This is a genomic window from Actinomadura luteofluorescens, from assembly GCF_013409365.1.
GTDB classification, from domain to species: domain Bacteria; phylum Actinomycetota; class Actinomycetes; order Streptosporangiales; family Streptosporangiaceae; genus Spirillospora; species Spirillospora luteofluorescens.
Window position 1 is genome coordinate 650,393 of sequence record NZ_JACCBA010000001.1, and the last position, 24,870, is coordinate 675,262.

The 24,870-nt window shown below is 72.9% G+C and carries 21 protein-coding genes; 6 read left to right on the forward strand and 15 right to left on the reverse strand.

What is annotated here, in order from left to right; all coding sequences use genetic code 11:
• Positions 1 to 4 precede the first annotated feature (4 nt).
• Genes BJY14_RS02850 through BJY14_RS02860 form a run of 3 tightly spaced genes read right to left on the reverse strand, consistent with a single transcriptional unit; the run spans position 5 to position 2,534 of the window.
• Entirely contained in the window at positions 5 to 829 is an 825-nt protein-coding gene (locus tag BJY14_RS02850) for an enoyl-CoA hydratase-related protein (RefSeq protein ID WP_179842151.1), read from the reverse strand.
• Positions 826 to 1,569 carry an SDR family NAD(P)-dependent oxidoreductase gene (locus tag BJY14_RS02855; RefSeq protein ID WP_179842152.1) on the reverse strand — a complete coding sequence of 248 codons (744 nt, stop codon included), beginning with the start codon at positions 1,567 to 1,569 and terminating at the stop codon, positions 826 to 828. Before BJY14_RS02855 ends, BJY14_RS02850 begins: the two co-directional genes overlap by 4 nt.
• Positions 1,566 to 2,534, reverse strand: a complete 969-nt coding sequence (locus BJY14_RS02860; protein ID WP_179842153.1) for an amidohydrolase family protein — start codon at positions 2,532 to 2,534, stop codon at positions 1,566 to 1,568. Before BJY14_RS02860 ends, BJY14_RS02855 begins: the two co-directional genes overlap by 4 nt.
• 85 nt (positions 2,535 to 2,619) lie before the next feature.
• On the opposite strand from BJY14_RS02860, the gene BJY14_RS02865 reads away from it, so the two are divergent.
• A complete protein-coding gene (locus BJY14_RS02865; protein ID WP_179842154.1) occupies positions 2,620 to 3,273 on the forward strand; it encodes a TetR/AcrR family transcriptional regulator in 654 nt (217 codons plus the stop codon).
• Positions 3,274 to 3,351: 78 nt separating this feature from the next.
• Here BJY14_RS02865 and BJY14_RS02870 read toward each other — a convergent pair whose 3' ends face one another.
• Genes BJY14_RS02870 through BJY14_RS02890 form a run of 5 tightly spaced genes read right to left on the reverse strand, consistent with a single transcriptional unit; the run spans position 3,352 to position 9,683 of the window.
• Entirely contained in the window at positions 3,352 to 4,998 is a 1,647-nt protein-coding gene (locus BJY14_RS02870) for an AMP-binding protein (protein WP_179842155.1), read from the reverse strand.
• On the reverse strand, positions 4,988 to 5,776 hold the full coding sequence (locus BJY14_RS02875; protein ID WP_179842156.1) for an ABC transporter ATP-binding protein: 789 nt from the start codon (positions 5,774 to 5,776) through the stop codon (positions 4,988 to 4,990). The genes BJY14_RS02870 and BJY14_RS02875 overlap by 11 nt, the downstream gene beginning before the upstream one ends.
• Positions 5,773 to 7,569 carry a branched-chain amino acid ABC transporter ATP-binding protein/permease gene (locus tag BJY14_RS02880; protein WP_179842157.1) on the reverse strand — a complete coding sequence of 599 codons (1,797 nt, stop codon included), beginning with the start codon at positions 7,567 to 7,569 and terminating at the stop codon, positions 5,773 to 5,775. Before BJY14_RS02880 ends, BJY14_RS02875 begins: the two co-directional genes overlap by 4 nt.
• A complete protein-coding gene (locus BJY14_RS02885; protein WP_179842158.1) occupies positions 7,562 to 8,437 on the reverse strand; it encodes a branched-chain amino acid ABC transporter permease in 876 nt (291 codons plus the stop codon). The genes BJY14_RS02880 and BJY14_RS02885 overlap by 8 nt, the downstream gene beginning before the upstream one ends.
• A 7-nt stretch (positions 8,438 to 8,444) precedes the next feature.
• Entirely contained in the window at positions 8,445 to 9,683 is a 1,239-nt protein-coding gene (locus tag BJY14_RS02890) for an ABC transporter substrate-binding protein (RefSeq protein ID WP_179842159.1), read from the reverse strand.
• 419 nt (positions 9,684 to 10,102) lie between these two features.
• On the opposite strand from BJY14_RS02890, the gene BJY14_RS02895 reads away from it, so the two are divergent.
• From BJY14_RS02895 to BJY14_RS02905, 3 genes are all read left to right on the forward strand, one after another.
• A complete protein-coding gene (locus BJY14_RS02895; protein ID WP_179842160.1) occupies positions 10,103 to 11,644 on the forward strand; it encodes a serine/threonine-protein kinase in 1,542 nt (513 codons plus the stop codon).
• Between the two features lie 132 nt (positions 11,645 to 11,776).
• On the forward strand, positions 11,777 to 12,601 hold the full coding sequence (locus BJY14_RS02900) for an SCO6745 family protein (RefSeq protein ID WP_179842161.1): 825 nt from the start codon (positions 11,777 to 11,779) through the stop codon (positions 12,599 to 12,601).
• A gap of 177 nt (positions 12,602 to 12,778) precedes the next feature.
• Positions 12,779 to 13,744, forward strand: coding sequence for a MerR family transcriptional regulator (locus tag BJY14_RS02905; protein ID WP_179842162.1), 966 nt, complete (start codon positions 12,779 to 12,781; stop codon positions 13,742 to 13,744).
• Positions 13,745 to 14,069: 325 nt separating this feature from the next.
• Here BJY14_RS02905 and BJY14_RS02910 read toward each other — a convergent pair whose 3' ends face one another.
• The 7 genes from BJY14_RS02910 to BJY14_RS02940 all read right to left on the reverse strand — a co-directional run bounded on the left by BJY14_RS02910 (position 14,070) and on the right by BJY14_RS02940 (position 20,840).
• Entirely contained in the window at positions 14,070 to 15,515 is a 1,446-nt protein-coding gene (locus BJY14_RS02910; RefSeq protein WP_179842163.1) for a dihydrolipoyl dehydrogenase family protein, read from the reverse strand.
• A complete protein-coding gene (locus BJY14_RS02915; protein WP_179842164.1) occupies positions 15,512 to 16,000 on the reverse strand; it encodes a VOC family protein in 489 nt (162 codons plus the stop codon). The genes BJY14_RS02910 and BJY14_RS02915 overlap by 4 nt, the downstream gene beginning before the upstream one ends.
• Positions 16,000 to 16,398 (reverse strand): glycine cleavage system protein GcvH, encoded by a 399-nt coding sequence (gene gcvH, locus BJY14_RS02920; protein ID WP_179849134.1) that lies wholly within the window; start codon positions 16,396 to 16,398, stop codon positions 16,000 to 16,002. Before gcvH ends, BJY14_RS02915 begins: the two co-directional genes overlap by 1 nt.
• Before the next feature lie 177 nt (positions 16,399 to 16,575).
• Positions 16,576 to 18,306 (reverse strand): MOSC and FAD-binding oxidoreductase domain-containing protein, encoded by a 1,731-nt coding sequence (locus tag BJY14_RS02925; RefSeq protein WP_179842165.1) that lies wholly within the window; start codon positions 18,304 to 18,306, stop codon positions 16,576 to 16,578.
• Entirely contained in the window at positions 18,303 to 19,172 is an 870-nt protein-coding gene (locus BJY14_RS02930) for a DUF427 domain-containing protein (RefSeq protein ID WP_179842166.1), read from the reverse strand. The genes BJY14_RS02925 and BJY14_RS02930 overlap by 4 nt, the downstream gene beginning before the upstream one ends.
• A gap of 31 nt (positions 19,173 to 19,203) precedes the next feature.
• A complete protein-coding gene (locus BJY14_RS02935) occupies positions 19,204 to 19,923 on the reverse strand; it encodes an SDR family oxidoreductase (protein WP_179842167.1) in 720 nt (239 codons plus the stop codon).
• A complete protein-coding gene (locus tag BJY14_RS02940) occupies positions 19,920 to 20,840 on the reverse strand; it encodes an alpha/beta fold hydrolase (RefSeq protein ID WP_246395765.1) in 921 nt (306 codons plus the stop codon). Before BJY14_RS02940 ends, BJY14_RS02935 begins: the two co-directional genes overlap by 4 nt.
• 39 nt (positions 20,841 to 20,879) lie before the next feature.
• On the opposite strand from BJY14_RS02940, the gene BJY14_RS02945 reads away from it, so the two are divergent.
• Both BJY14_RS02945 and BJY14_RS02950 read left to right on the forward strand, forming a co-directional pair.
• On the forward strand, positions 20,880 to 23,648 hold the full coding sequence (locus tag BJY14_RS02945; RefSeq protein ID WP_312878934.1) for a helix-turn-helix transcriptional regulator: 2,769 nt from the start codon (positions 20,880 to 20,882) through the stop codon (positions 23,646 to 23,648).
• Positions 23,649 to 23,819: 171 nt separating this feature from the next.
• Positions 23,820 to 24,848: an LLM class flavin-dependent oxidoreductase gene (locus BJY14_RS02950; protein WP_446678443.1), complete on the forward strand. Its 1,029-nt coding sequence runs from the start codon at positions 23,820 to 23,822 to the stop codon at positions 24,846 to 24,848.
• The last annotated feature ends 22 nt before the right edge of the window (positions 24,849 to 24,870 follow it).

Consider the following 24,870-nt stretch of genomic DNA (forward strand, 5'->3'; position numbering starts at 1 on the left):
CTCCTCAGCGGCCGGTGAACTCGGGGTCGCGCTTCTCCACGAAGGCGCGGGCCCCTTCGACCGCGTCATGGACTTCCCTGTTGTTGCGGATGTGGAAGGCGTTCTGGATCCGGAGCGCCTGCTCCAGCGGCTGGCCGTACACCCGTTCGCGCAGCTGCTTGTAGAGGCCGATCGCGCGGGTCGGCCCGGCCCCGAGGCGCCGGGCCTCGGCGAGCGCCGCGTCCGGCAGGTCCTCCGGCGGGACGACCCGGGTGTAGATACCCAGGCGCTCGGCCTCCGCGGCGTCGAGCAGCCCTCCCGACAGGTAGATCTCGGTCGCCTTCGCCGTCCCGACGATGCGGGCCAGCATGACGGCGGTGCCGGTCTGGGCGACGTTCACCAGGCAGCTCCCGATCCGGGCCGTGCCCGACGCGATCCGCAGGTCGGCGGCGCACGCCAGCTCGGTGCCCGCCCCGGCCGCGGGGCCGTTGACCGCCGCGATGACCGGCTGCGGCGCCGTGACGATCGCCTCGACGATCCGCAGGTACACCGGGTCGGCGGTGTCGCCGAGGACCGGTGAGCGCCGCCGGTCCCCGGCGAGGTGCTCGTCCACCGCGCCGAGGTCGTCCCCGCCGCAGAAGGCGCTGCCGGCGCCGGTCAGCACGACCACCCGGGCCGCCGGATCGGTCTCGGCGCGCTCCAGCGCCCGCAGCAGCTCCTCCCCGAGCGCGCGGTCGAGCGCGTTGCGCCGCTCCGGGCGGTTCATGGTCAGCCACAGGACCCCGGGCGCCGGGCGGGAGACCAGCAGGGGTCCGGCGCCTCCGGGCGCCGCGCCCTCTCCGTGCGTCATGCTCTGACCATCCCTCCGTCGACGAACAATGCCTGGCCGGTGACGTAACCGGCGCTCATGCCCAGCAGCCACACGACCGCGGCGGCGACCTCCTCCGGGTATCCGCAGCGGCCGATCGGCAGCCGTGCGGCGACCTTCTCCGCCAGCCCGCGAAGCCCGCTCTCGTCGAGCATCGGGGTGTCGATGAAGCCGGGGCACACGGCGTTCGCGCGGACGCCGAGCGGCCCCAGTTCGACGGCGAGCGACCGGGTCAGGCTCAGCAGCCCGCCCTTGCTCGCGTCGTAGGCGGCCTGCCCGGCGAACCCGGTCACCGCGATCGAGCAGACGTTGACGACGGCAGCGCCCGGCACGCCGGCGAGGGCGGGCGCCGCCGCGCGGGCGAGCCGGAACGGCGCCGACAGGTTGATCTCCAGCACGCGCCGCCAGTCGGCCGTGGTGTGCTCGCCCAGTGCCGCGCGGTGCTCGACGCCGGCGTTGTTGACGAGCCCGTCCAGGCCGCCGAGCCGGTCGACCGCGCCGGCGACGAGCCGCCGCGGCGCGCCGGTCTCGGTCAGGTCGAGCGGCACGGTGTGGAGGCGGTCGTCCTCCAGCCGGTCGGCGAAGCGCCGTTCCAGGCGGCGGCACCCGGCCTCGTCGACGTCGGTCGCCAGCACGGACGCCCCCTGGAGGAGCAGTTCGGCGACGAGCGACGTGCCGATGCCTCCGGCCGCGCCGGTGACCAGGATCCGGCGGCCGTTCACGCCGCCGTCCGTGCGCGGGCGCGGGCCAGCAGCCGCTCGGCGTTGCCGTGCAGCCAGGCGCGGGCGGTGGCGTCGGGGAGGCCGAGCCGGGTCACCTCGGCGGCCAGCGCGGCGGGCGTGCTCGCCTGCGTCCAGCTGGTCGAGCCGAACATGACCCGGTCCCGGACGGGCCGCGCGGCCGGCGACAGCAACGCGTCCCAGCCCGATCCGCCGATCGCCATCCTGGACGGGCGGTGGGACGAGAACTCCAGGTGGACGTCGGCGTGCCGCTGCGCCACCGCCAGCATCTCGGTGACCCAGGGCCACCCTCCGTGCCCGGCCACGAGGACGAGGCCGGGGTGGGCGCCGGCGATCCGGTCCAGCACCCGCGGCGCGGAGACGTCGATCGGCACGTCCGAGCGGAAGTGCTGCCCGCAGTGCATCCACACCGGGACGCCGCGGTCGGCGGCGAGCCGCCAGAGCTCCGTGTGCCGCGGATCGGCCGGGTCCACGCCGTCGAGGAAGGGGATCACCGACAGGCCGGTCGCGCCGAGCTCGTCGAGCGCGCGGCGCGCCTCGGCGACCGCGGCCCGCGGATCGGTGAGGCTGACGCCCGCCCAGGCGCTGAGCCGGTCGGGGTGCCGGGCGGCGAAGGCGGCGACCCGGTCGTTGACGGTGCCGCCCGCGACGGGCCACGGCCCGCCGTGCAGGACCTGGTGGACGACCCCCGTCCCGGCCAGCTCGGCGACATGGCGGTCCACGTCGAAGCCGCGCCCGAGGACGGCGGCCAGCCGCTCCGCCGTTCCGGCGGGGTCGCGGGCCGCCTCGGCCGCGACGACGTCCGGTTCCCCTCCGGTGGCGGCGGCGAGCCGCCCGGCGAACAGGACGAGGTAGCGCGGCGCGGCGGTGGCCAGCGAGCGCAGATAGGCCGTCCAGCACTCGGTGTCGTAGGCGACCTCGCAGACGTCGATCACCGGTTCACTCATCCCGGCCCCCTTCTGTATGAACGTTTGTTTATCAGATTCGGCGAGCGCAGGTCAATGAACGTTCATGTGGTGATAGCGTCGGGGCGTGGCTACGACACGCTCCCGGACGACCGCCGACGACACACCGGCCACGGGCTCGATGAGCCGGCGGATCCTCGACGAGGCGGCGCGCCTGTTCTACGAGGACGGGTTCCCCGCCACCAGCGTCCGCAAGATCACCGCCGCGTGCGGCGTCACCGCGGGCTCCCTCTACAACCACTACGGGTCCAAGGAGGAGGTGCTCTACGCGATCCTCAGACGGGCCCACGAGGACTCCGAGCGCATGCTGGAGGAGGGGCTCCTGCGCGGCGGCGACCGGGCCGACGGGCAGCTGGCCGAACTCGTGCGGGAGCTCACGCTCTTCCACACCGAACGGCGCATCGAGGGCCTCGTCGCCCGGACCGAATGGCGCCACCTCCCGCCCGGGCAGGCCAGGGAGGTCCTGGACGCCCAGCGGCGCGTCCGCCGGATCTTCGAACGCACCCTGGAGCGGGGCCTGGCCGCCGGCCGGTTCCGCCTGAGCGACCCGCGGTCGCCGCGTCCGGTCCAGGTCGACGTGGTCGCCAAGGCCATCCTCGACATGTGCATCAACGCCGGGCAGTGGTTCCGGCCGGAAGGCGCCATGTCGGCCCAGGATCTCGCCGACCAGTACGCCTTCCTCGCCCTGCAACTCGTCGGCGCCGGTTCCCAGGACACCTGACGGCCCCGCCTCCGGCGCGCGTCAACGGCCGGAGGCCCCGCCCGGCACCAGTGCCGGCGGGCCCTCCGGCCGGTGGGCTCAGCGGTCGGAGGACGTCCCGCCGATGCGGTCGCGCCTGACCACCACGCCCAGCCGTTCGCGGTCGGCCGTGTCGTGCGTGACGCCCTCGGCGCGCAGCCGGTGCTTCTCGACCTTGTGCGTCGGGGTGTGCGGCAGCGCGCCGACCACGCGCACGTAGCGGGGCACCATGAAGTGCGCCATGCGCGGGACCAGGAAGCGCAGCAGCTCGGCCGGATCGACCGTCCCGCCTTCCACGGGCGCGACGACCGCGAGCACGTCGTCCTCGCCGTACGGGCTCGGGACGGCGACCACCGCGGCCTCCCTGACCGACGGATGCGCCAGCAGCTCGGTCTCCACCTCGGCCGAGGAGATGTTCTCCCCGCGGCGCCTGATCGTGTCGCCCATCCGATCCACGAAGAAGTACTCGCCGTCCACCGTGCGGAAGGCGTCGCCGGTGTGGAACCAGCCGTTGCGCCACGCCCGCGCGGTCGCCTCGGGCATCCCGAGGTACCCGGAGTTCATCGCCCAGGGCTGGTCGGTGCGCAGCACGAGCTCGCCGACCTCCCCGTCGGGGACCGGCCGGTCGTGCTCGTCGACGATCCGGGCCTCGACCCCGGGACGCAGCCGCCCGGACGTGCCCGGCACGCCGGGATCGGCGCCCGAGATGATCGGGATGGAGACCTCCGTCATGTTGAACATGGCGACCACGCCGACGCCGAAGCGCTCGGCGAACGCCGCGCTGTCCTCGATCAGCGGGATCATGAAGACGTGCCGGAGCGGGTGCGCGCGGTCCCGCGGTGACGGCGGGCGCTTGCCGAGGAACGTCGCCATCACGCCGAGCAGCGTGACGTGCGTGGTCCCCGTCGCCCGGACGGTCGGCCAGAACGACTCGGTGTCGAACGCGCTCACCAGACTGATGCCGCCGCCGAGCAGCAGTGCGGCGTAGCTCCCTATGGTGCCGCCCGCGTGGAACAGCGGCAGGTTCACCATGTAGCGGTCCTCCGCCCCGAAGCGGCCGCCGAACGCGGCCCGCGCGCACGCCGCGAGCTGCACGTACGAGCACAGGACGCCCTTCGACGGCCCGGTCGTACCGGAGGTGAGGATCACCGCGTACGGGTCCCAGGGCCGGGGCGTCGACTCCGGCCGGAACCCCGGGGCCGGCGCGGCCAGCGCCTCCGGCCCGAGCAGCTCCGGTCCCGCCGGCGCGGCCCGGCGCGGCGGCGGGGCGCCGTCGTTCCCGAGCACCACCGCCCGTTCCAGCGCGCCGGTGTCGATCTCGTCGAGGCGGCTCGCCAGGTCGGCGTGCACGACCGCCACCCGCGCCCCGGACAGCCGGATCGCGTGTTCGAGCAGCCCGCCGCGGTAGGCGGTGTTGAGCGGGACGAGCGTGCCGCCCAGCAGGTTGACGCCGAACCAGACGCGCAGAGCGTCCGGCCCGTTCGGCAGCCAGGAGACCACCGTGTCGCCCGGACGCGCCCCGAGGCCGCGCAGCCCGGCGGCGACCCGCTCGGCCTCGGCGAGGGTCTCGGCGTAGGTCCACCGCGTGCCGTCCTCGAAGATCGCGTACACCCGCCCGGGATGCTCCCCGGCCCGGCGGACGAGCAGCTCCGCGATCACGCACTCCTCGGCCTCGGGCACCGCCGGGCCCCACCACTCACCGCTCATGCCGCTCCTCGATCCTCTGCCCGCCGGCCCCGGCCGCGCCCAGGTAGGCCGCCCGCAGCGCCGGATCCCGCGCCAGTTCGGCGGCGTCCCCCGCCGCCTCGACCCGGCCGTGCCGCATGACGAGCCCCCGGTCGGCCAGGGCCAGCGCCTGGCCGACGCGCTGCTCGACCAGGATCACCGTGAGGTTCTCCGCGCGCAGCCGGTCCACCACCGCGAACACCCGCTGGATGATCACGGGCGCGAGGCCGATGGACGGCTCGTCCAGCAGCAGCAGCCGGGGCCGGCGCATCAGCGCCTGGCCAATGGCGAGCATCTGCTGCTCCCCGCCGCTGAGCACCTCCGCGTAGGCGCCCATCCGCTCGCCCAGCACCGGGAACAGGTCGACGACCCGTTCCGTCCGCTCCCGCTCGACCCTGCGCCGGTTCGGGGCGTTCCAGAGCCCGAGCCGCAGGTGCTCGGCCACCGTGAGCCCGGTGAACAGCCGCCGGCCCTCGGGGATGTGCACGAGCCCCTGCGCCACGATCCGCTCCGGACTCCGGCCGGTGATGTCGGCGCCGGCGAACCGCACCGAACCGGACGTGGGGCGGAGCAGCCCCGAGAGGGTGCTGAGCAGGGTGGTCTTCCCCGCCCCGTTGCCTCCGACCACGGCGAAGACCTCGCCCGTCCGGACCGTGAGGTCCACCGACCGGACCACCGGCACCGCCCCGTAGCCGGAGCTCAGCCCGGACACGGTGATCAGGTCTTCGCCCGGTGCCGTCCGCTCGCTCCGCGCCGTCATGCCGGTGCCCCCAGATAGAGTTCGACGACCCGCGCGTCGCCGAGGGCCTCCTCCGGAGGCCCCGACGTCACCAGCCGGCCCCGGTCCAGGACCGTCACCACGTCGGCGACGCTCGCGACGAGCTCGATGTGGTGCTCCACGAGGACGACCGTGGTGCCGGCGTCGCGGATCGCGCGGATCAGGCGCCCCAGCGCCTCCAGTTCGCGGGGGGTGAGCCCCGCGGCAGGCTCGTCCATCAGCAGCAGGCGCGGCCGCGCCATCAGCGCCCGGGCCACCTCCAGCAGCCGCTGCTCGCCGTGCGGCAGCGCGGCGGCCTCCTCGTCCGCCCGCCGGGCCAGGCCGTGGCCGGCCAGGAGGCGGTCGGCCTCCGCCACCAGCTCCGCCCGCTCCCGGCGGGCCCGCGGCAACCGCAGGACGGTCGCCGGCCCGCCCGCCCGTTCTCGCGCGTAGGCGCCGAGCAGGACGTTGTCGCGCAGGCTGGACGCGCCGAGCAGCCGCGGCGTCTGGAAGACGCGCGCGACACCGCGCCGGGCGAGTCGCTCCGCGGTGGCCCGGCTCACGTCCTCGGCGCCGAGCAGGACCCGTCCCCCGTCCTGGCGCAGCAGGCCGCTGATCACGTTGAGCAGGGTCGTCTTCCCCGACCCGTTCGGCCCGACGATCGCGTGCACCCCGCCGGGCTCGATGGTGAGGTCGACGCCGCCGAGGGCGTGGACGCCGCCGAAGGCCTTGCGGATGCCGGACAGCTCGACGCCGAGCGGCCCCCCGCGCGGCGGCCGCACCTCGGCGGTGCCGTCGGACGCGCCGGCGGCGGCCGGGGACGCCGGAGCGGCGCTCCTTCCCCGGCGTGCCCGCAGCTTGTCCCACGCCCCCGCGATGCCGTGCGGCGCGTACACCATCAGCACGAGCAGCGCCGCCCCGTAGATCAGGCCGCGCCACTCCGCCAGGCCGGTCAGCAGCTCCGGGAGCGCGAAGAACAGCAGCGTGCCGATGACCGGGCCCGCCGGCCGGGCCGCGCCGCCGATGATCACGACCAGCAGGAAGAGGATCGAGAAGTCGAGGGTGAAGTCGTCCGGGGTGACCAGCCCGTGGTGGACGGCCAGCAGCGCCCCGCCCAGCCCGGCGGTCGCGCCGCCGCAGGCGAACGCGAACAGCTTCGCCCGCGCGGGCCCGACACCGACGCTCCGCGCCATCTCGGGCGCGTCCCGCACGGCCATCATGCCCCTGCCCAGGCGGGAGTCGACGATGTTGCGGACCATGACGAACAGTACGACGTTCAGGACGAGCACCATCCAGAGGACCTCCCGCTCCCCCAGTTCCCGTGAGCCGAACGCGGGACGCGGGATGCCGACCAGCCCGGACCAGCCCCCCGTCAGCCCCTCGAACTCGACCAGCAGGCTGCGCACCGCCATCGCCGCGCCCAGCGTCACCAGGGCGATGTACCAGGACGAGAGCCGGAACGCGGGGAGCGCCATGAGCGTCCCGGCGCCCGCGGTGACCACCACCGCCACGGGGGCCGCCGTCCAGAACGTCCACCCGTGGCCGGCCATGAGGACGCCGGTCGTGTAGGCGCCGACGGCGACCAGCGCGCCCTGCCCGAGCGAGACCTGCCCGGTATAGCCGAACATGATGTTCAGCCCCGTGCCCACCACCACATAGATCGCCGCCGTGGTGGCGAGGTAGGTGATCGTCGGGTCGCCGCTCACCAGCGGCAGCGCGGCGGCCGCCGCCAGGAGGGCGAGCCAGGGGGCCGCGCGCCGGGCCGCGCCCGGCCGTGTCCGGAGACCTTCAGACATGGCGCTGCACCGCCAGACCGCGCAGGCCGTTCGGGCGGATCAGCAGGATGAGCAGCATCGCCGCGAACAGGACGACCGACTGCGAGCCGGGCGAGGCGTAGGCGGCGCCCGCCGCCTCCACGGTGCCGAGCACCCACCCGGCCACCAGCACGCCGCGGTTGTCGCCGATCCCGCCGACCGCCAGGGCGGCGAAGCCCTTGATCAGCAGGCCGAGGCCCATCGTCACCGAGGCCAGCAGCAGCGGCGCGGCCAGCACCCCGGTGAGCCCCGCCAGGGCGCCGCCGAGCAGGAACGACCGCCGGGTCAGCGCGGTCGGGTCGATGCCGCGCAGCCGGGCGCCGTCGCGGTCGGCGGCCACCGCCCGCAGCGCGGTGCCGAGCCGGGAACGGTCCAGCAGACCGAGCAGCAGCACCGCGGCGACGGCCACGACGACCACCCCGACCTGGTAGCTGGAGAACCGGAACCCCGCCACGTGCTCGACGTCCATGGACAGCGGCCACGGGGGCGCGACGGTGCTCGGCTGGTCCGTCCACAGCCGCCCGGCGGCCTCCGCGATCAGCAGCGAGAACGCCAGCGTGGTGATCACCCAGCCGGCGGCGTGGGACGACCTGCGCAGCACCGGGGTGACGGCCACCCGCTCCTCGGCCAGCGCCACCACCGCGACGACGGCCATCACGCAGGCCGCGGCGACCGCCCAGGGGAGCCCGCCGATCGGGGTGGCGGCCATCAGCATCGCGCCGATCATGATGAGCTCGCCCTGCGCGAAGTTCACTACGTTCGTCGGCCGGTGCAGGACGTTGAAACCCATCGCGACGAGGCCGTACAGGCTGCCGAAGACCAGCCCGGCGACCAGGATGTCGGCGATCATCGGGCGGTCACACCCCGTCCGCGCGGCGCCGCAGGACCCCGCCCAGGCTCTCCGGCTCCTTCGCCGACATGAGGGTGCCGATGGTGATGTCCTCGTCGGCGATGCCGGAGTGCCTCTTCGCGGTGAACGAGACCTTGGCCCGGATGCCCGCATGGCCGCTGACCCTGTCCAGCGCGGCCTTGAGCTTCGCCGGATCGAGGCTCCGGGTGTCCTCGACCACCTTGGCCATCAGCATCATGTAGTCGTAGTAGGGGCTGGTCACCGCCGAGTACCCGAGGCCCGCCGTGTCCGGATGCCTGTTGATGCGCTCGACCAGCTTCCGCACCTCGTCCGAGGGCTTCTCCTCGCCGGTGTAGGTGAGCCCCCGGTAGGTCGTGCCGAAGAAACCGTCGAGCAGCGCGCGGGGGAACTCGCCGAGCGCGTCGATGTAGTTGAGGTCATGCGAGACGATCACCGGGTGGAAGTCGCTCGCGGCCATCGCCCGCAGGATCAGGACGGTGGCCTGCGGCTGGCCGGTGAACAGGCCCAGCCCGTCCACTCCGGCGCGCTCCAGGTTGCGGACGAACGGCGTCATGTCGGAGGCGTCCACCTCGAACACTTCGACGGCGACCGGCTTGGTGGAGTAGGCGTCCCGCAGCGTCCGGACGACGGCGTCCCTGATCGAGGTACCGAACTCCGAGTTCTCCACGATGATGCCGATCCTGCGCAGCCCGCGGACCTCGTGCAGGAACCGCGCCGCCACCCTCGCCTGTTGCGTGGTGTTGTAGACGAGCTGGTAGTGGTGGGGGAAGCGGTCGCCGTCCCCGAGCAGCTCCGCGCCGCCCCACGCCGACTGGATCAGCTTCGCGCGGGCGAGCGCCGTCACCGACGCCAGCACCTGTGAGCTCCCCGTCGGGCCGACCACGAAGGTCGGCTCGTCCCGGATGAGCCGCTGCGCCACGGCGGGCTGGCTGGCCGGAGACCCCTTGTCGTCGTGTTCGGAGACCTCCACGGCCTCCCCGAGCATCCCGCCCGCGGCCTTGACGTCCTCCAGGGCGAGCCTCGCGCCGACGTAGATCGGCTTGTAGGCGGCGGCGAGCCGGCCGGTCTTCGGCTCCACCCAGCCGATCCGGGCCGCCTTCGCGCCGCCGCCCGCCGGGCTCCCGCACGCCGCGGCGCCCAGGCCCAGCGCGCCGAGCGCGGCGGCCGACGCGGCGCCCGTCAGGAACCCTCGCCGGGACATCCCGTCCATCCGGTAAGTGACCAAGACGGCCTCCTCGTTTGGTGTATGAACGTTTGTATACTTCGCTCCAATGCACGTCAAGAGACACCCGGGAGTTCGCAAGGAGGGACCAGCGTGGGCCCGCACGGCCCGCGCCACGCCGGACGGCCCGCCGCCGGCCGTCGCGGGACACGCTCACACGGGCGAGGCGACGCGCTCCGAACTGGTCGCCTAGGAGGCGTGTGCCGGGCGCAGGCTGAGACAGGGGCGCCTCCGGGTGTTCACGGCGTAGTCGCAAAACCGTGAGACAGAACCCTCCACGTCAGATGCCCCCGCGCCAGGGTCACCAGGGGTTCCGGGCCTCGACGCGCCTTCCGGTCGCCGGGGCGAAGAACCGAGATGACATGCGACCGCCGGGACTGCGATCATGCGCGCCATGATCTTGGTCTTCTCGGGGGTGCGCCGTGCAGCCGCTGCGTCCGGCTGATCCGGCCGCGATCGGCGGCTATCCGCTGCTGGGCCGGTTGGGCGAGGGCGGGATGGGGCTGGTCTATCTGGCGCTGGCCGGTGGGGGCCGGCACATCGCGTTGAAGGTCGTGCGCGAGGGGTTGGACGACCCGCAAATGCTGGCGCGGTTCCGGCGGGAGGCGCAGACCGTGGCGCGGGTGCGCAGCCGGTATGCGGCGGCGATGGTCGCCTCTGGCCTGGTCGAGGAGCCGTACTGGCTGGCCACCGAGTATGTGCCCGGTCCGACGCTGCGCCAGGCCGTGCAGCGGTACGGCCCGCCTCCCGTCGGCACCTGTGTGCGGCTGCTGGCCGCGCTGGCCACGGGCCTGGCCGAGGTGCACGCCCAGGGGGTGGAGCACCGCGACGTCAAACCCTCCAATGTGGTGCTCGCCCCCGACGCCCCCAGACTGATCGACTTCGGGATCGCGCGGGGCGAGGACCAGACGCAGATCACCCGCACCGGGGGCTGGAACGGCACCCCCGGCTACGTCGCGCCGGAGGTTCTGCGCGAGCAGGCGTTCGGCCCGCCCGCCGATGTGTTCTCCCTCGGGGTGACGATCGCCTACGCCGCCACCGGCCGTCCGCCGTTCGGGGCGGGCCCGGTCGAAGCGGTGCTGCTGCGCACCATCAACGACGAACCCGACCTGGCCGGGCTGCCCGCCGAGCTGGCGGCACCGCTGGCGGCGGCGATGGCCAAGGACCCCGCTGATCGGCCGACCTCACAAGAGCTGGCCGCGGCATGCAGGGCACCTGCGCGAACGTCCACAACCGCTGTCAGTGACCGTCCTGCCGTTCCAGGCGGCCTGCAGGACGGATTCGCCAGTGACTCCGCCTACCAGCACATCACCGCGCTGGCAGCGCAGCCAGTCCCAGCGGACGTGGCAACAGCGGTGCGCCAGGGACTGGTACCGGACGGCCACGGGAGGAAGGGAGCGCGGCGCCGCGCAGGAATCCTCGCCGGTGCCGCGGCCACCGTCCTGGTCCTGGGATCGGCGGTCGGTTTCCGCTACTTCGGGGGCGGGGACGGCGACAACGGCGACCGGCCGCCCACCGGCCGTCCCGCCGCCGGCGCGACGGTGACCGCCCCCTCCCGGCCCTCGTTCGAGGGGTCGGTCGCCGATCTGAGCGAGAGCCGCTCCGGCTTCGGCTCGTTCCTGAAGAACAACATCGGCCGCAAGGTGCGGCTCAAGGTCGGCCTCGACATGGACCTCAAGATCACCGACGGGAAGGGCGCCGCCATCGACGTGAGCGGCGCCGAACACGACAACGTCATCTTCCAGGTCTGGTCCGCCTGCGAGGGCGGCCTTCCCGAGAACGAGAAGCCCGAAATCGGGCGTTGCACCGCCTACCACGTGAACATCGGCAATGACGAGCGCCCGTGGAAGGGGCTCAACTTCGTGCACGGCGAGTTCACCTTCCAGGGCAACTTCGAGGTGTCCGGCGGACAGGACTACCAGGGCATGACCCTCTACTCCCTGCTCCCAGTGGCTGCCGACTGATCCCCACCACCCGGACCGAAGCCCCCACCCCCTCGTTCGGCCGAAGTTGTCGGATTCGGGCCGCGCTGTTCGTAGCCAGGTTGAGAGGCCGTCCACAGGGGCGGCCGTCGCGATCACAGGAGGCGCCGACCGATGCAGCACTCACAGGCCAAGGTCCACCGGATGTCCGAGCTCGTCGAGCCGATCGCCACCGTCACCTACTCCGAGATCCCGAACGAGGCGTTCCTGGCCCTCGGCATGCGCAACTACTGGGACGGATACTTCGCCGGCCGGGCCGCGCCGCTGGGGCAGGCATCAGCCGAGGTAGTGCACGCGGTCTTCTACAACTTCGCCGGCGGCGAGGTGGCGCGGCACATCCCGTGGGTCTGGGGGAAGATCACCCCGCAGGAGGCGATCGCCGTGCGCGAGCGGGGCAGCGCCGCCGCGCTGCGGCAGATGATCGGGCAGCTCGCCGACTCCCCCGGTCTGGCGCGGGCCGCCGATCTCGCCACCCGAGCAGCGGTCAGCGCGCCGACCGAAGGGCGGGCACTGTACGCCGGACTCCGGGCGCTCGACGTCCCCGAGGAACCGGTCGCCAGGCTCTGGCATGCGGCGACGCTGCTGCGCGAGCACCGCGGGGACGGCCACAACGCCGCACTCCTCGCGCACGGTATCGGCGGCACCGAAGCCCACGTCCTCATGGCTCTCTCCCTCGGCATGAGGGCCGAGGAGTTCGGCCGGATCCACCACCTGCCCAAGGCGCAACTGGCCGCCGTCGTCGACGGCCTGCGCGGCCGCGGCCTCGTGACCGCCGACGGCGCGTTCACCGACGTCGGCCGGGAGGCCAAGGAGCGGATCGAGACCCTCACCGACGAGCTGGCGGCACCGCCGTACGACGTACTCAGCGCGGACGAACTCGACGAGCTGGTCGCGGAACTCGAGCCGATCGCCGCCGCCGCACGAGACGACGACGACTGAGCAGACGACCAACAGAGACGCCGCAACCCCAGCCCAGCCGCCGAAGTGTCCAACGTCCTTAGAGGACGAAAGACTTCGGGCTTCTCACCTGTCTTCTGTCCAGCAGCCCGGCGAGGCTCCCGCGTCCGTGGGCGGGCAAGCGCGCTCTTCGCGGGCCACCCTGGGTAGGGAGTGAGCATGGACGACCTGACAGGTGGGGAGCCGGGTCCCGACATGAGCGGGCTCGGGGTGGCGGCGGTCGCGCGTCGTCTGGGCGTGGCGCCCTCCACCCTGCGCACTTGGGATCACCACTACGGCGTAGGCCCGACGGGCGGCGGCTCTGAAAGGCAGCACCGCTACACCCCGGCCGACGTTGCCCGGCTGGAGACCATGCAGCAGATGATCTCCGCGGGAGCGCCGCCGGCGGAGGCGGCCGAGGCGGTCCTGCGGACGCCGCACGGACAGGAGCAGGAACCACGGAGCCACGACGCGGCCGCCGCACACGGTGCTCTGGACATCTCTGCCATCGAGCACGCCGCTTCGCTAGCCTCGCGGATCCGGAACCTCGCGGATGCGACCATGGCGCTGGACGAGCTCGTGATGACCGGCATCCTGGAATCAGCCCTGCGGCAAGAGGGCGTCACTGCGACGTGGGAACAGGTGATCGCACCGGTCCTCGTCGACCTCGGAAGCAGGCATTCGACAACCGGCGAGTACATAGAGGTGGAACACCTTCTGTCGGCCGTGGTGTCGCGCTGTCTCCTTGCAGTGACGTCGCCTCAGGCGCAGTTTTCAGCAGGCCGGCTTCGCAGTCCCGTGGTGCTGGCATGCGCCCCGGACGAGGAGCACACCCTGCCGCTCCTCGTGCTGGCGGCCGCCCTGGCCGAGACCGGCGCGGCGAGACTCATGCTGGGTGCGCGGGTGCCGGCATCGGCCCTGGCAGCCGCGGTCAGACGGTCTGGGGCGCGCGCGGCGTTCGTGTGGTCGCAGACGTCCGAGACCGGTGACCCGTCCTGGCTCACCGACCTGGCCACCACGAATCCCGCGCTGCAGGTGGTGGTCGGGGGCCCGGGCTGGGCCCGTGACCGGCTCCCGCCCGGGGTGCCCTTCGCGTCATCGGTGTCCATGGCGCTCGGAACGTTGCTCGCAGCAGCCTCCCACTGACCGCAGAATCGCTTCTCCGCCGCCTCGTCGACGGAATCGCGGAGAAGCAGGGATTTGCCGCTCCCCTGCTCGCCGTCCACCAGCATCACCCTGCCGGCCCCTCGCCGGGCACGCCGCGGCAGGCCGCCAACGATCTTCTGCTCCGCCGCACGCCCGTGCACGGCCTCCCGGACGGATGAACGCTCGTTGGTCCCTGGCATGCCGCCGTGGTTCCTCGCCGAACACCTCGTGGACACGCCCCTCGTACCGACCGCGCAGGAGGGGGGAGCCCGTGGAGGGGGCACGGAGGGATCCCACCTCTGCGCTCCGGGGAACCGCGCACGTGTCAGCCGCGGTAGGCCTCGAGGAGGCGGAGCCAGACTTCGCTGATGGACGGGAAGCACGGGACGGCGTGCCAGAGCCGGGCGACGGGTACCTGTGCGGCGACGGCGACGGTGGCCGAGTGGATCAGTTCCTCGACGCCGGGCCCGACCATGGTGACGCCGAGCAGGTGGCCGTGGTCCTCGTCGACGACCATGCGGGCGCGCCCGGTGTAGCCGTCGGCGTACAGCCCGGCCCCCGCCACCTTCCGCCCGGGATCGACGTCGACCACGCGGATCCGGTGCCCGGCGCGTTCGGCCTGGTCGGCGGTCAGGCCAACCGAGCCGGCCGGCGGGTCGCAGAAGAACACCTGCGGGACCGCGCGGTGGTCGGCGGTGACCGCGTGGGCACCCCACGGCGCGGTGTCGAGGGGTTGCCCCGCGGCGCGAGCGGCGATCGCGGCGCCGGCGATGCGAGCCTGGTACTTGCCCTGGTGGGTGAGCAGTGCGTGATGGTTGACGTCGCCGAGGGCGTACAGCCAGCCATCGCCGAGAGCGCGCACGGCGCAGGTGTCGTCGACGTCCAGCCACGAGCCGGGCTCCAGGCCGACTGTCTGCAGGCCGATGTCGTCGGTCAGGGGCCGGCGGCCAGTGGCGAACAGCACCTCATCGGCCTCCAGGTCGGCACCGTCTCCGAGGCTCAGAGTGACCGGCCCGGCGCCGCCCGGGCGGCGTGTCCCGGTGACGGTGGTACCGATCCGCACGTCGATCCCGGCCTGGGTGAACGCGCGGGCGATCATCTCCCCGGCGAAGGGCTCCATCCGGGGCAGCAGTCCGTCCGTCCGGGCGAGCAGCGTGACGGACGAGCCCAGCCCCTGCCAGGCACTGGCCATCTCCACTCCGACTCCACCGCCGCCGACCACGGCGAGCCGTTCGGGGACGGTGTGCGCGTCGGTGGCCTCCCGGTTGGTCCAGGGACGCGCCTCGGCCAGGCCGGGCAGCTCTGGCAGGACCGGGCGGCTCCCGGTGCAGATCGCCACCGCCTGTCGGGCGGTCAGGGTGACCGTCGCTCCGTCCGGTGTCTCCACCGCGACCCGGCGGGCTCCGTCGAGCCGTCCGTGCCCGCGGATCAGGTCGGCGCCGATGCTCTTGAGAAAGTTCGCCTGCCCGTCGTCGGTCCAGTCGCTCACCCACTCGTCCCGGCGGGCGAACACGGCGGAGGCGTCCACGTGCCCGGTCACGGCCTGGCGTGCTCCGGCGACGCGGCGGGCGTCGGCGGCCGCCACGACCGGCCGCAGCATCGCCTTGCTGGGGATGCACGCCCAGTACGAGCACTCACCCCCGACCAGCTCCCGCTCCACCGCCGCCACGCTGAGCCCGGCGGCACGGGCGCGGTCGGCGACGGTCTGCCCGATCGGCCCCGTGCCGATCACGATCACGTCGTAGGTCTCTTCCGCTGGTGACCTGTTCATCGTGTCATCCCTTCTCTCGGCTCGGTGTGATGTGGCTCCGCGCCGCCCGCGGCTTGGGACGGGCGGAAGCCGATCTCCTGGATCGCCCAGGCGTTGCCGTCCGGGTCGGCGAAGTCGGCGAGGCTGGCGTAATCGCGGCGTTCAGGGTCGGTCCCCGGCCGCCAATCGCCTTTCCAGTCGTCGATAGGTGACTTGTGCCGGATGGCGCTGATCTCGACGCCGCGTTCGGTGAGCTCGCGGTGGGCGGCTTCGATGTCGGTGACGGCCAGGTAGGTGGCACGTGCGGATCCGGGTGCCGCGTCGGTGAGGCCGACACCGATCTGGACCGAGCAGGACGATCCGGGCGGCGTGAGCTGGACGACGCGGAAGCCGGGGGCGGGGTGGTAGTCGACGTCGAGGGTGAAGCCGGCCCGCCGGATGTAGAAGGCCGCCGCCCGGTCGACGTCGCCGACGGACAGGGTGACGACCTGGAGCCGGTAGTCCATCAGGCGCCTGCCAGGTCGCGGTAGGCGCGGGCGTCCATCAGGGCGGCGAGTCGCCCGTCCAGCGTCGCCGGATCGGTTTCGACCTCGAACATCCAGCCCCGGCCGTACGGGTCGGTGTTGACGAGTTCGGGCATGCGGGGAAGGTCGTCGTTGCGGGTACGGACCGTTCCCGTGAGGGGCGTGATCAGGTCGCTGACGCTCTTGACCGATTCGATGTCGCCGCAGGCCTCACCCGCCTCGACCGTGTCACCGGGCCCGGGCAGGGTCACGGCGACCACGTCACCGAGGGACTGCTGGGCGTAGTCGGTCACTCCGACCCGGACCAGGCCGGTGCCGGGGTCGGGCCGGACCCAGAGATGATCGTCGCTGTACTTCAGATCGGCCGGGATGTCGGACATCGTTCCTCCCGTCGAAGCCCGGCGGAGTGCCAGGCGTGCCGCGGCGGTCACGGCGTGCCGGATCAAGGCGTTGATGCTGGTCTGTCCTGGTGTCCTGGGGACGAGGACGGCGGGGACCGGGCCGTCGCCCGGGCTTACGGCGAAAGGCTTCTCGTCGATCGTCATGGTGTTCCTCGCCTACATGTCCAGGACGATGTCGGTGCGGGGCCTGGCGCAGCAGATGAGCACCTGCCCGTCGGGCGGGGGTTCCAGCGGGTCCGGCGCGTAGGCGATGTCGCCGGAGAGCAGGGGCGTGGCGCAGGTGTGGCACACGCCGGTACGGCAGCTCCAGCGGGTGGGGACATCGCAGGCGTCGGCGAGGTCGAGCACGCTGCCTCGTCCGGTCGCGAACGGCACGGAGATACCGCTGCGGGCGAAGACGACCTCCGGGCCGGTTCCGGCGGGCCCGGGCGGCGGGTGGGGCGGCCTGCGGCGCTGCCCGGTGAGCCCGGGATTGGTCGAGGGCAGCGCCCCGAACAGTTCGGTGCGGATGCGACCGGCGTCGAGGCCGAGGCCGGTGAGAGCCTCGCGAATGTCGGTCATGAACGGGGCCGGCCCGCAGATGTACGCGCTGGCGTCAGCCGGTACGGCCAGCGCCCTCAGCGTGTCTTCGGTAAGGCGTCCAGGCGCGGCGTGGGCGAGGCTCCGCTCGGCGGGTGTGGCGGCGCTGTAGAAGACGTGCTGGTGGACGTGCGGCAGAGAGGCGAGCAGAGCCTGCGCCTCGGCGGCCAGCGCATGCTCGCGGGGTCCCCGGGCACCGTGCAGCCACCAGATGTCGCGGTCACTGCGAGCGGTGGCGAGTGCGTGCAGCATGGACAACACCGGCGTGACGCCGATCCCGGCGGAGATGAGCAGGACCGGGCCGGTGCCACTGTCGAGGACGAAGTCGCCCCGAGGCGCCGCCACATCGAGGACCGCACCCGCTCGTACGCCGCCGGTCAGATAGCGGCTGACGAGGCCGTGCGGCTCCCGTTTGACGCTGATCCGGTAGGTGCCGGCATCGGGAGCGGACGACAGCGAGTAGCTGCGCACCGGAGCGGGCGGGCCCTCGCCGGGGATCCGCAGCGTCAGATACTGACCGGCCCGGGCGGCGGGCAGCGGGCTTCCGTCCGGCGCGGCCAGGTAGATCGACGACACGGCGCCGGTCTCGGGGACCACTTCGGTCACGCGAAGCGGCCGGAACCCCGTCCATCCCGGGACGGTGTCCTGGGCGGCGGCGGCCAGCAGGTCCCGGAACGATCCCTGCCAGCCGGGGCTCAGCGCCGGAATCCGAGACGCGTCGAGCAGCCTGGCGGGGTCGCGACCGGGCAGGTAGAGCAGCGCGTCGGCCTCGGCCACGGTCACCCCGTACGGACCGGTCCGGGTCTTGATGATCTGGTCCCCCGCCTGGATCCGCCCCTCGTGGACGACCCGCATGTAGAAGCCGGGCCGGTGGTGGGCGACCAGCAACGCGGGCAGTTCCGGCTCGCCCGTCCGAAGGCCCACCCGGTAGCAGGTGACCCGTGGCTGGGTGACCTCGAACTCGGCCGTGCCGATCCGGTACCGGTCACCGATGCAGACCTCGTCGTCCGGCAGGCCGTCGACGGAGAGGTTCTCCCCGAAATGGCCGTAGCCGAAGTCGTCCCGGCCGAAGTAGCGCCGCCAGTACTCTTGCGACTGGATCTGATAGACGAGTACGGCCCGCTGCTCACCGCCGTGCCCGTCCCTGTCGCCTTGACCGTCGCCGTCGATGTTCAGCCGGCGCACCGTCGCCGGCCCGGCCACCGCGTGTTTCCACACGCCGGTGTGGACGGTCCTGCCCTGCCAGGACACGTCCTTCGGCATGCCGACGTTCACCGAGAGCAGCACCGGCCTGGCGGTGCCCGTCATGGCTGCCCGCCGGAACCCGCCTCGTCCAGGGTGAGGTCGCGGTCGACGCCGTGCGGAAGGACGGTCTGGCCGGGCTCGAGCCTCAGCCGGGTGCCGTCCAGCTCCATCTCGGTCTTGTCCGGTTCGAAGGAGACCATGCCGGAGATGCGCCGCACCTCGGTCCAGGCGTCCTCGTATGACCACGCCGCCTTGCGGGCGTCGGCGATGTTGTAGTAGCTGCACAGGCCTTTGTAGGGGCAGAAGGTCTGGCCCTTCGCCGGAGTCAGCGCGTCGGCGGCGATGTCGGCGCGGGGAACGTACCAGCGGGGCGCGAACCCCGACTCGTAGAGGACCAGCGGGCGCCTGGTGTCGGCGATGACCCGCTCCTGGTGCCGCACGACGAGATGGCGGCTGGTCTGGCGGATGTCGATGCGGTGGTAGGGGTCGGCGGCGTGCCCGACGATCCGCTCGTCCTCTTCGTAGAAGGCGTCCATGGCCCGCCACGCGAAGGCCACCCGTCCCTTCAGGCCGCCAGCGTGGCCGGGCAGGTCGGTGTGCCGCCAGGCCGCGCGCGGCACGCTGTGCGCGCCCGCTCGCACGGTGTACCAGGAGGTTGGGCCCAGGTCGCGGTGGTGCGTGACGTGCTCGACGGGCTCCAGCGCGCCGTCGGCGATGTCGCCGAGCGGGAAGTACGCGACCGGGTAGCGGCCGGGCTCGTGCAGCAGCACGACGTCCTCGCTGTCGGCGATCCAGACACCGCCGTACCGGACCCGCATCCGCCGGCGCAGCGGCTCGGCGAACAGCAGTCGCTCCGGGAGCGGGCCGGGGACCAGGAAGTGGCCGATCGCGCCGAGGCCGAGCGGGCCCTGCTGCCAGGAAAGACCCATCGTCAGGCTCCTTTCCGGTAGTTCGGTGATGTCAGGAAAGTGGTTCGCCGCCGTCGATGTGCAGGGTCTGGCCGGTGAGGAAGGTGCTGGTCATGGCGTACAGGACGGCGTCGGCGACGTCGGCGGCGGTGCCGACGCGCCGGGCCGGGTTACGGGCGCTCATCTCGGCGAAGTAGTCCGCCTTGCCTTGTTCGCCCAAGGCGTCCCAGGCTCCGGTGTCGATCACGCCGGGAGAGACGGCGTTCACCCTGATGGGGGCCAGTTCCAGTGCGAGGGAACGGGCGAGGACGTCGGCGGCGCCGTTGGTGACGGCCACCCCGAGCGTGCCGGCCGTGATCTTCACCGCGGCGACGCCGGAGAAGACGACGAACGATCCCGCCTCGGTCATCCGGGGGGCCAGGTGCTTGGCCAGCATGAGCGGGCCGATCACCTTCGTGTCGAACGACAGCCGGACGGCCTCCCGGTCGAGGTCGGCCAGCCGTCCCCGGGCTCGCGCCGACGCGGTGGACACCACATGGTCGATGCCGCCGAGCCGTTCGCCCAGTGCGGCGATCGAGGAATCATCGGTCACGTCGACGGTCTCGGTCCTGATGGCGGGCTCCCCGGCGTAGGCAGCGGCCAGGGTGTCCTTGTCGCGGCCGGCGGCGATGACCTGTGCGCCCGCGTCGCGGGCGGCCACCGCGACCGCGCGGGCGATTCCACCGGCCCGTCCCACCACCAGCACGCTCTGACCGTCCAGCAGTCCGGTCACGGCAACGTCCTGCCCAGGAACCCGCGGATGTGGGCCGCGGCGACGTCCAGGTGGCTTTCCAGCAGGAAGTGGCCTGCGTCCAGCAGGTGGATCTCAGCGCCGGGCGCGTCCTTCGCGAACGCCAGCGCGCCCTCGGGCCGGAAGATCTCGTCGCCCCGGCCCCACACCGCCAGCACCGGCACCCCGCTGGCCCGGAGCCAGGCGTGCAACTTCGGATACAGCGGCAGATTGCCGGCGTAGTCGGCGAGCAGCGCCAACTGCACCAGATCATTGCCCGGCCGGGACACCTGGGCGAAGTCGTGGTTCCAGGTATCCGGGCTGACCAGGGTCTCATCGGGCACGCCGTGCAGGTACTGCCAACGAATCGCCTCAAGAGTCAGCGCCTGCCGTACGCCCGCCTCGGTCTGCGGGTTCTGGTCGCGCCAGTACTCCCTCACCGGCTTCCAGAACTCCTCCGCGAAACCCGCTTCGTAGCCGTTGCCGCTCTGGGTGATGACCGCGGTGACCGCATCCGGATTTCCCAGCGCGAGCCGCCAGCCCACCGGCGCCCCGTAGTCCTGGACGTACAGTGCGTACCGGTCGGCCCCGAGCTGGTCCAGCAGCTCCTCGGTCAGCCCGGCCAGGGCGTCGAAGGTGTAGTCGAACTCGTCGGCGGCGGGCGCGTCGGACAGGCCGAACCCGAGATGGTCGGGGGCGATCACGCGATAGCGGTCGGCCAGCGGCGGGATCAGATGGCGGAACATGAAAGAGCTGGTCGGGAAGCCGTGCAGCAGCACTACGGCAGGCGCCGCGGCCGGACCCGCCTCCCGGTAGAACAGCCGCCGACCGTTGACGGTCGCGTAGCGGTGATGGACGGTTGTCATGCCTTCAGCCTGAGTCGGCGGCGACGGTCCGGCATCCCCCGGCCGGGTAGCCATGACGGGTAGTGCCCCGGCCGACCGGATAGCGTGTCAGCCGTGCATCTGCCCGGAGGCGACGCGGACTTGACCGGCCGTCACGCCGAATGCGGAGCGCTCGACCAGCTGGTCGCGGCGATCGTGCAGGTCGGTGAAAGCCGGGCGCTGGTGCTGCATGGCGAGGCCGGTGTGGGCAAGACGGCCCTGCTCGACTACCTGGCCGAGCACGCCCCGGGCTGCCGGGTGGCGCGCGCCGCCGGCGTCCAGTCGGAGATGGAACTGGCGTTCGCCGGCCTGCACCAGTTGTGCGCGCCCATGCTGGACCGGCTGGAGGCCCTGCCGCCGCCGCAGCGCGATGGGCTGCGCACCGCGTTCGGCCTGAACACCGGGCCGCCGCCGGACCGGTTCCTGATCGGCCTTGCCGTACTCAGCCTGCTGTCCCAGGTCGCCGAGGAACGGCCGCTGGTGTGCCTGGTCGATGACGAGCAGTGGCTCGACCAGGCCTCGGCGCAGGCCCTGGCGTTCGCCGCCCGGCGCCTCGGATCGGAATCGGTCGGCCTGGTGTTCGCGGCCCGGACGCCGAGCGTCGACCTCGCGGGGCTGCCGGAGCTGGCGGTCACCGGCCTGCGGGACGAGGGCGCGCGCACGCTGCTGGATTCGGTACTGACCGGGCCGATCGACGGGCGGATCAGGGATCAGATCATCGCCGAGACGCGCGGCAACCCGCTGGCACTCCTGGAGCTGCCGCGGGGCCTGACCGCGGCGGAACTGGCCGGCGGATTCGGCCTCCCCGGCCCGGCACCGCTCGCGGGCAGCATCGAGGAAGGCTTCCGGCGGCGCATCGGCGCGCTTCCGCACCAGACCCGGCGGCTACTGTCACTCGCGGCGGCCGACCCGACCGGCGATCCGGCGCTGGTCTGGAGAGCGGCCGTCAGGCTCGGGATCGGCGCCGGCGCGGCGGCACCCGCGGCCGACGCCGGCCTGGCCGAGCTCGGCACCCGCGTGCGGTTCTGCCATCCGCTGGCCCGCTCCGCCGCCTACCATTCGGCGTCCACCCACGACAGGCAGCGGGCGCACCAGGCCCTGGCCGAAGTCACCGACCAGCAGCTCGATCCCGACCGGCGCGCCTGGCACCAGGCGCGAGCGGCCCCCGGCCCGGACGAGGACATCGCGACCGAGCTGGAACGCTCGGCCGGGCGAGCGCTCGCGCGCGGCGGCCTCGCCGCGGCGGCCGCGTTCCTGAACCAGGCGGCCGCACTCACGCTCGATCCGGCGCGACGAGCCGAGCGGGCGCTGGCCGCCGCCCAAGCCAAGATCCAGGCGGGTGCGCTCGACGCGGCGCGGGATCTGCTGGCCATGGCGGAGTCCGGGCCGCTCGGCCGCTACCAGCGGGCGAGTATCGACCTGATGCGAGCCCAGCTCGCGTTCATCACCAGCCGAGGGGCGCAGGCCCCGCCGCTCCTGCTGCGGGCGGCCGAGAAACTCGAACCCGTCGACCCTGAGCTGTCCCGCGCGACGTACCTCGACGCGATCTCGGCCGCGATCTTCACCGGTCGGCTGGCCGAACCCGGCAGCGGCATCCTGGAGGTGGCCCGCCAGGCCCGTACGGCTCCGCCGGCAGCACACGCCCCGCGCGCACCCGACCTGCTCCTGGACGGCCTGACCGCACATTTCAACGACGGGTATGCGGCAGGTTTCCCGCTGCTGCGCGAGTCCCTGGCCGTCTTCGGTGACGGCATGTCGGCCGAAGAGGAACTGCACTGGCTGTGGCTGGCGTCCACCTCGGCGGCGCTGCGAGTCTGGGACTACGACCGCTGGGACGCGCTCTCCGTCCGCCATGTCCGGCTGGCCCGCGACACCGGAGCGCTCAGCGAGCTTCCACTCGCCCTGACCTCCCGTACCTACGCCCTGCTGCTCGCCGGCGATCTGACGGCCGCGGTGACGCTGACCGACGAGATCCAGACGGTCAAAGAGGCGACCGGAAGCGGGCTCGCGCCCTACGGCGCCTTCGGCCTGGCCGCGCTCCGCGGCGATGAGGCCAGAGCACTGGCCCTGATCGACGCCACCGTGGAAGACGCGGCCCGGCGCGGGGAGGGAGTCGGGATCACCTTCGCCGAATGGGCGAACGCGATGCTCAACAACGGCCTCGGCCGCTACGACAAGGCCGCCGCGGCGGCGCGACGCGCCTGCGCCTTCGACGACGACCTGGGCTCGCTGGTCTGGGCGGTACCCGAACTCATCGAGGCCGCCGCCCGCACCGGCATGGCCGAAGCCGCGGCGTGGGCCGGCGACCGTCTCGAGGAGATGGCCGGCGCCACCGACACCGACTGGGGACTCGGGATTCTGGCCCGCTCGCGCGCGCTGCTGACCGAGGGTGAGACGGCCGACCGCCTGTACCGCGAGTCGATCACCCGCCTCGGCAAGACCCGGCTCCGCCCCGACCTCGCCCGCGCCCACCTCCTGTACGGGGAATGGCTCCGCCGCCGACGCCGCCGCCTCGACGCACGCGAGCAACTGCGCACCGCCCACGACATGCTCGAAACCATGGGCATGGCGGGATTCGCCGAACGGGCACGACGCGAACTCCGGGCCACCGGCGCGACCGCCCACCAACGCGCCCGGCCCACCAGGCAGCAGGAACTGACCGCCCAAGAGGCCCAGATCGCCCGCCTGGCCCGCGACGGGCTGTCCAACCCCGAGATCGGCACCCGCCTCTACATCAGCGCGCACACCGTCCAGTACCACCTGCGAAAGGTCTTCACCAAGCTCGGCATCACCTCCCGCGGCCAACTCGACCGCGTCCTGCCCAGCGACCCCCGATCGCAATGAGGCGGGATGCGCAGGGACGAGTCCCCCGATGAGGCCTGATCGTCGAGGATCTGGCCGGTCTCTCGGCCGATGCCGGGTGATCGCGCTGGTCCTGATGTGCGACGGTCGACGAGCGCGGGGTGGGCGTGTGGTCGGCCGTGCTGGAATCTCGTGGGCGCTGAGACGGTTGACGTGGGTGTGAAGAAGATCGGTTTTCTCTCGTTCGGTCACTGGAGTGACACCGCGGGGTCGCGGACCCGGTCGGCGGCGGACGCCCTGCTGCAGTCGGTCGATCTCGCCGTGGCCGCGGAGGAACTGGGCGCCGACGGCGCCTACTTCCGTGTGCACCACTTCGCCAGGCAGCTGGCCTCGCCCTTTCCGCTGCTCTCCGCGATCGGCGCGAAGACCTCGCGCATCGAGATCGGCACGGGCGTGATCGACATGCGTTACGAGAACCCGATGTACTTCGCCGAGGACGCCGGGGCCGCCGACCTGATCTCCGGTGGGCGGTTGCAGCTCGGCATCAGCCGGGGATCACCGGAACAGGTCGTCGACGGGTGGCGGTACTTCGGGTACGAGCCGTCCGAGGGCGACACCGATGCCGACATGGCGCGCATGCACACCGAGGTCCTGCTCACGGTGCTGCAGGGCAGAGGCTTCGCCCAGCCGAACCCGCGGCCGATGTTCCCCAACCCGCCAGGGCTCCTGCGCGTCGAACCGCACTCCGAGGGACTGCGCGACCGCATCTGGTGGGGTTCGGGTTCGAACGCCACCAGCGTGTGGGCGGGCCAGCTGGGCATGAACCTGCAAAGCTCCACGCTCAAGGACGACGAGACCGGCGAGCCGCTGCACGTCCAGCAGCGCAAGCAGATCGAGGCCTACCGGCAGGCGTGGAAGGACGCCGGGCACCAACGCGAGCCGCGCGTGTCGGTCAGCCGCAGCATCTTCGCGCTGACCAGCGATCTCGACCGTGCCTACTTCGGCCGCGACGCCGACTCTGACGACCACATCGGGATGATCGACGAGAACACCAGGGCCATCTTCGGGCGCTCCTACGCGGCCGAGCCGGACGTGCTGGTCAAGCAGCTCGCGGGCGACGAGGCCATCCAGGCCGCGGACACACTCCTGCTCACGGTCCCCAACCAGCTCGGCGTGGACTACAACGCACACGTCCTGGAGAACATCCTGACCCACGTCGCACCCGAACTCGGCTGGCGCTGAAGCCACAGCCAGCGCCCCACGC

Excerpts from the sequence above, each read along its gene's own strand:
- BJY14_RS02885 (WP_179842158.1), bottom strand. The coding sequence starts at position 8,437 with ATGATCGCCGACATCCTGGTCGCCGGGCTGGTCTTCGGCAGCCTGTAC.
- BJY14_RS02940 (WP_246395765.1), bottom strand. The coding sequence starts at position 20,840 with ATGGCTACCCGGCCGGGGGATGCCGGACCGTCGCCGCCGACTCAGGCT.
- BJY14_RS02880 (WP_179842157.1), bottom strand. The coding sequence starts at position 7,569 with ATGTCTGAAGGTCTCCGGACACGGCCGGGCGCGGCCCGGCGCGCGGCC.
- BJY14_RS02915 (WP_179842164.1), bottom strand. The coding sequence starts at position 16,000 with ATGGACTACCGGCTCCAGGTCGTCACCCTGTCCGTCGGCGACGTCGAC.
- BJY14_RS02870 (WP_179842155.1), bottom strand. The coding sequence starts at position 4,998 with ATGAGCGGTGAGTGGTGGGGCCCGGCGGTGCCCGAGGCCGAGGAGTGC.
- BJY14_RS02905 (WP_179842162.1), top strand. The coding sequence starts at position 12,779 with ATGGACGACCTGACAGGTGGGGAGCCGGGTCCCGACATGAGCGGGCTC.
- BJY14_RS02900 (WP_179842161.1), top strand. The coding sequence starts at position 11,777 with ATGCAGCACTCACAGGCCAAGGTCCACCGGATGTCCGAGCTCGTCGAG.
- gcvH (WP_179849134.1), bottom strand. The coding sequence starts at position 16,398 with ATGTCCGACATCCCGGCCGATCTGAAGTACAGCGACGATCATCTCTGG.
- BJY14_RS02850 (WP_179842151.1), bottom strand. The coding sequence starts at position 829 with ATGACGCACGGAGAGGGCGCGGCGCCCGGAGGCGCCGGACCCCTGCTG.
- BJY14_RS02925 (WP_179842165.1), bottom strand. The coding sequence starts at position 18,306 with ATGACGGGCACCGCCAGGCCGGTGCTGCTCTCGGTGAACGTCGGCATG.
- BJY14_RS02930 (WP_179842166.1), bottom strand. The coding sequence starts at position 19,172 with ATGGGTCTTTCCTGGCAGCAGGGCCCGCTCGGCCTCGGCGCGATCGGC.
- BJY14_RS02860 (WP_179842153.1), bottom strand. The coding sequence starts at position 2,534 with ATGAGTGAACCGGTGATCGACGTCTGCGAGGTCGCCTACGACACCGAG.
- BJY14_RS02875 (WP_179842156.1), bottom strand. The coding sequence starts at position 5,776 with ATGACGGCGCGGAGCGAGCGGACGGCACCGGGCGAAGACCTGATCACC.
- BJY14_RS02910 (WP_179842163.1), bottom strand. The coding sequence starts at position 15,515 with ATGAACAGGTCACCAGCGGAAGAGACCTACGACGTGATCGTGATCGGC.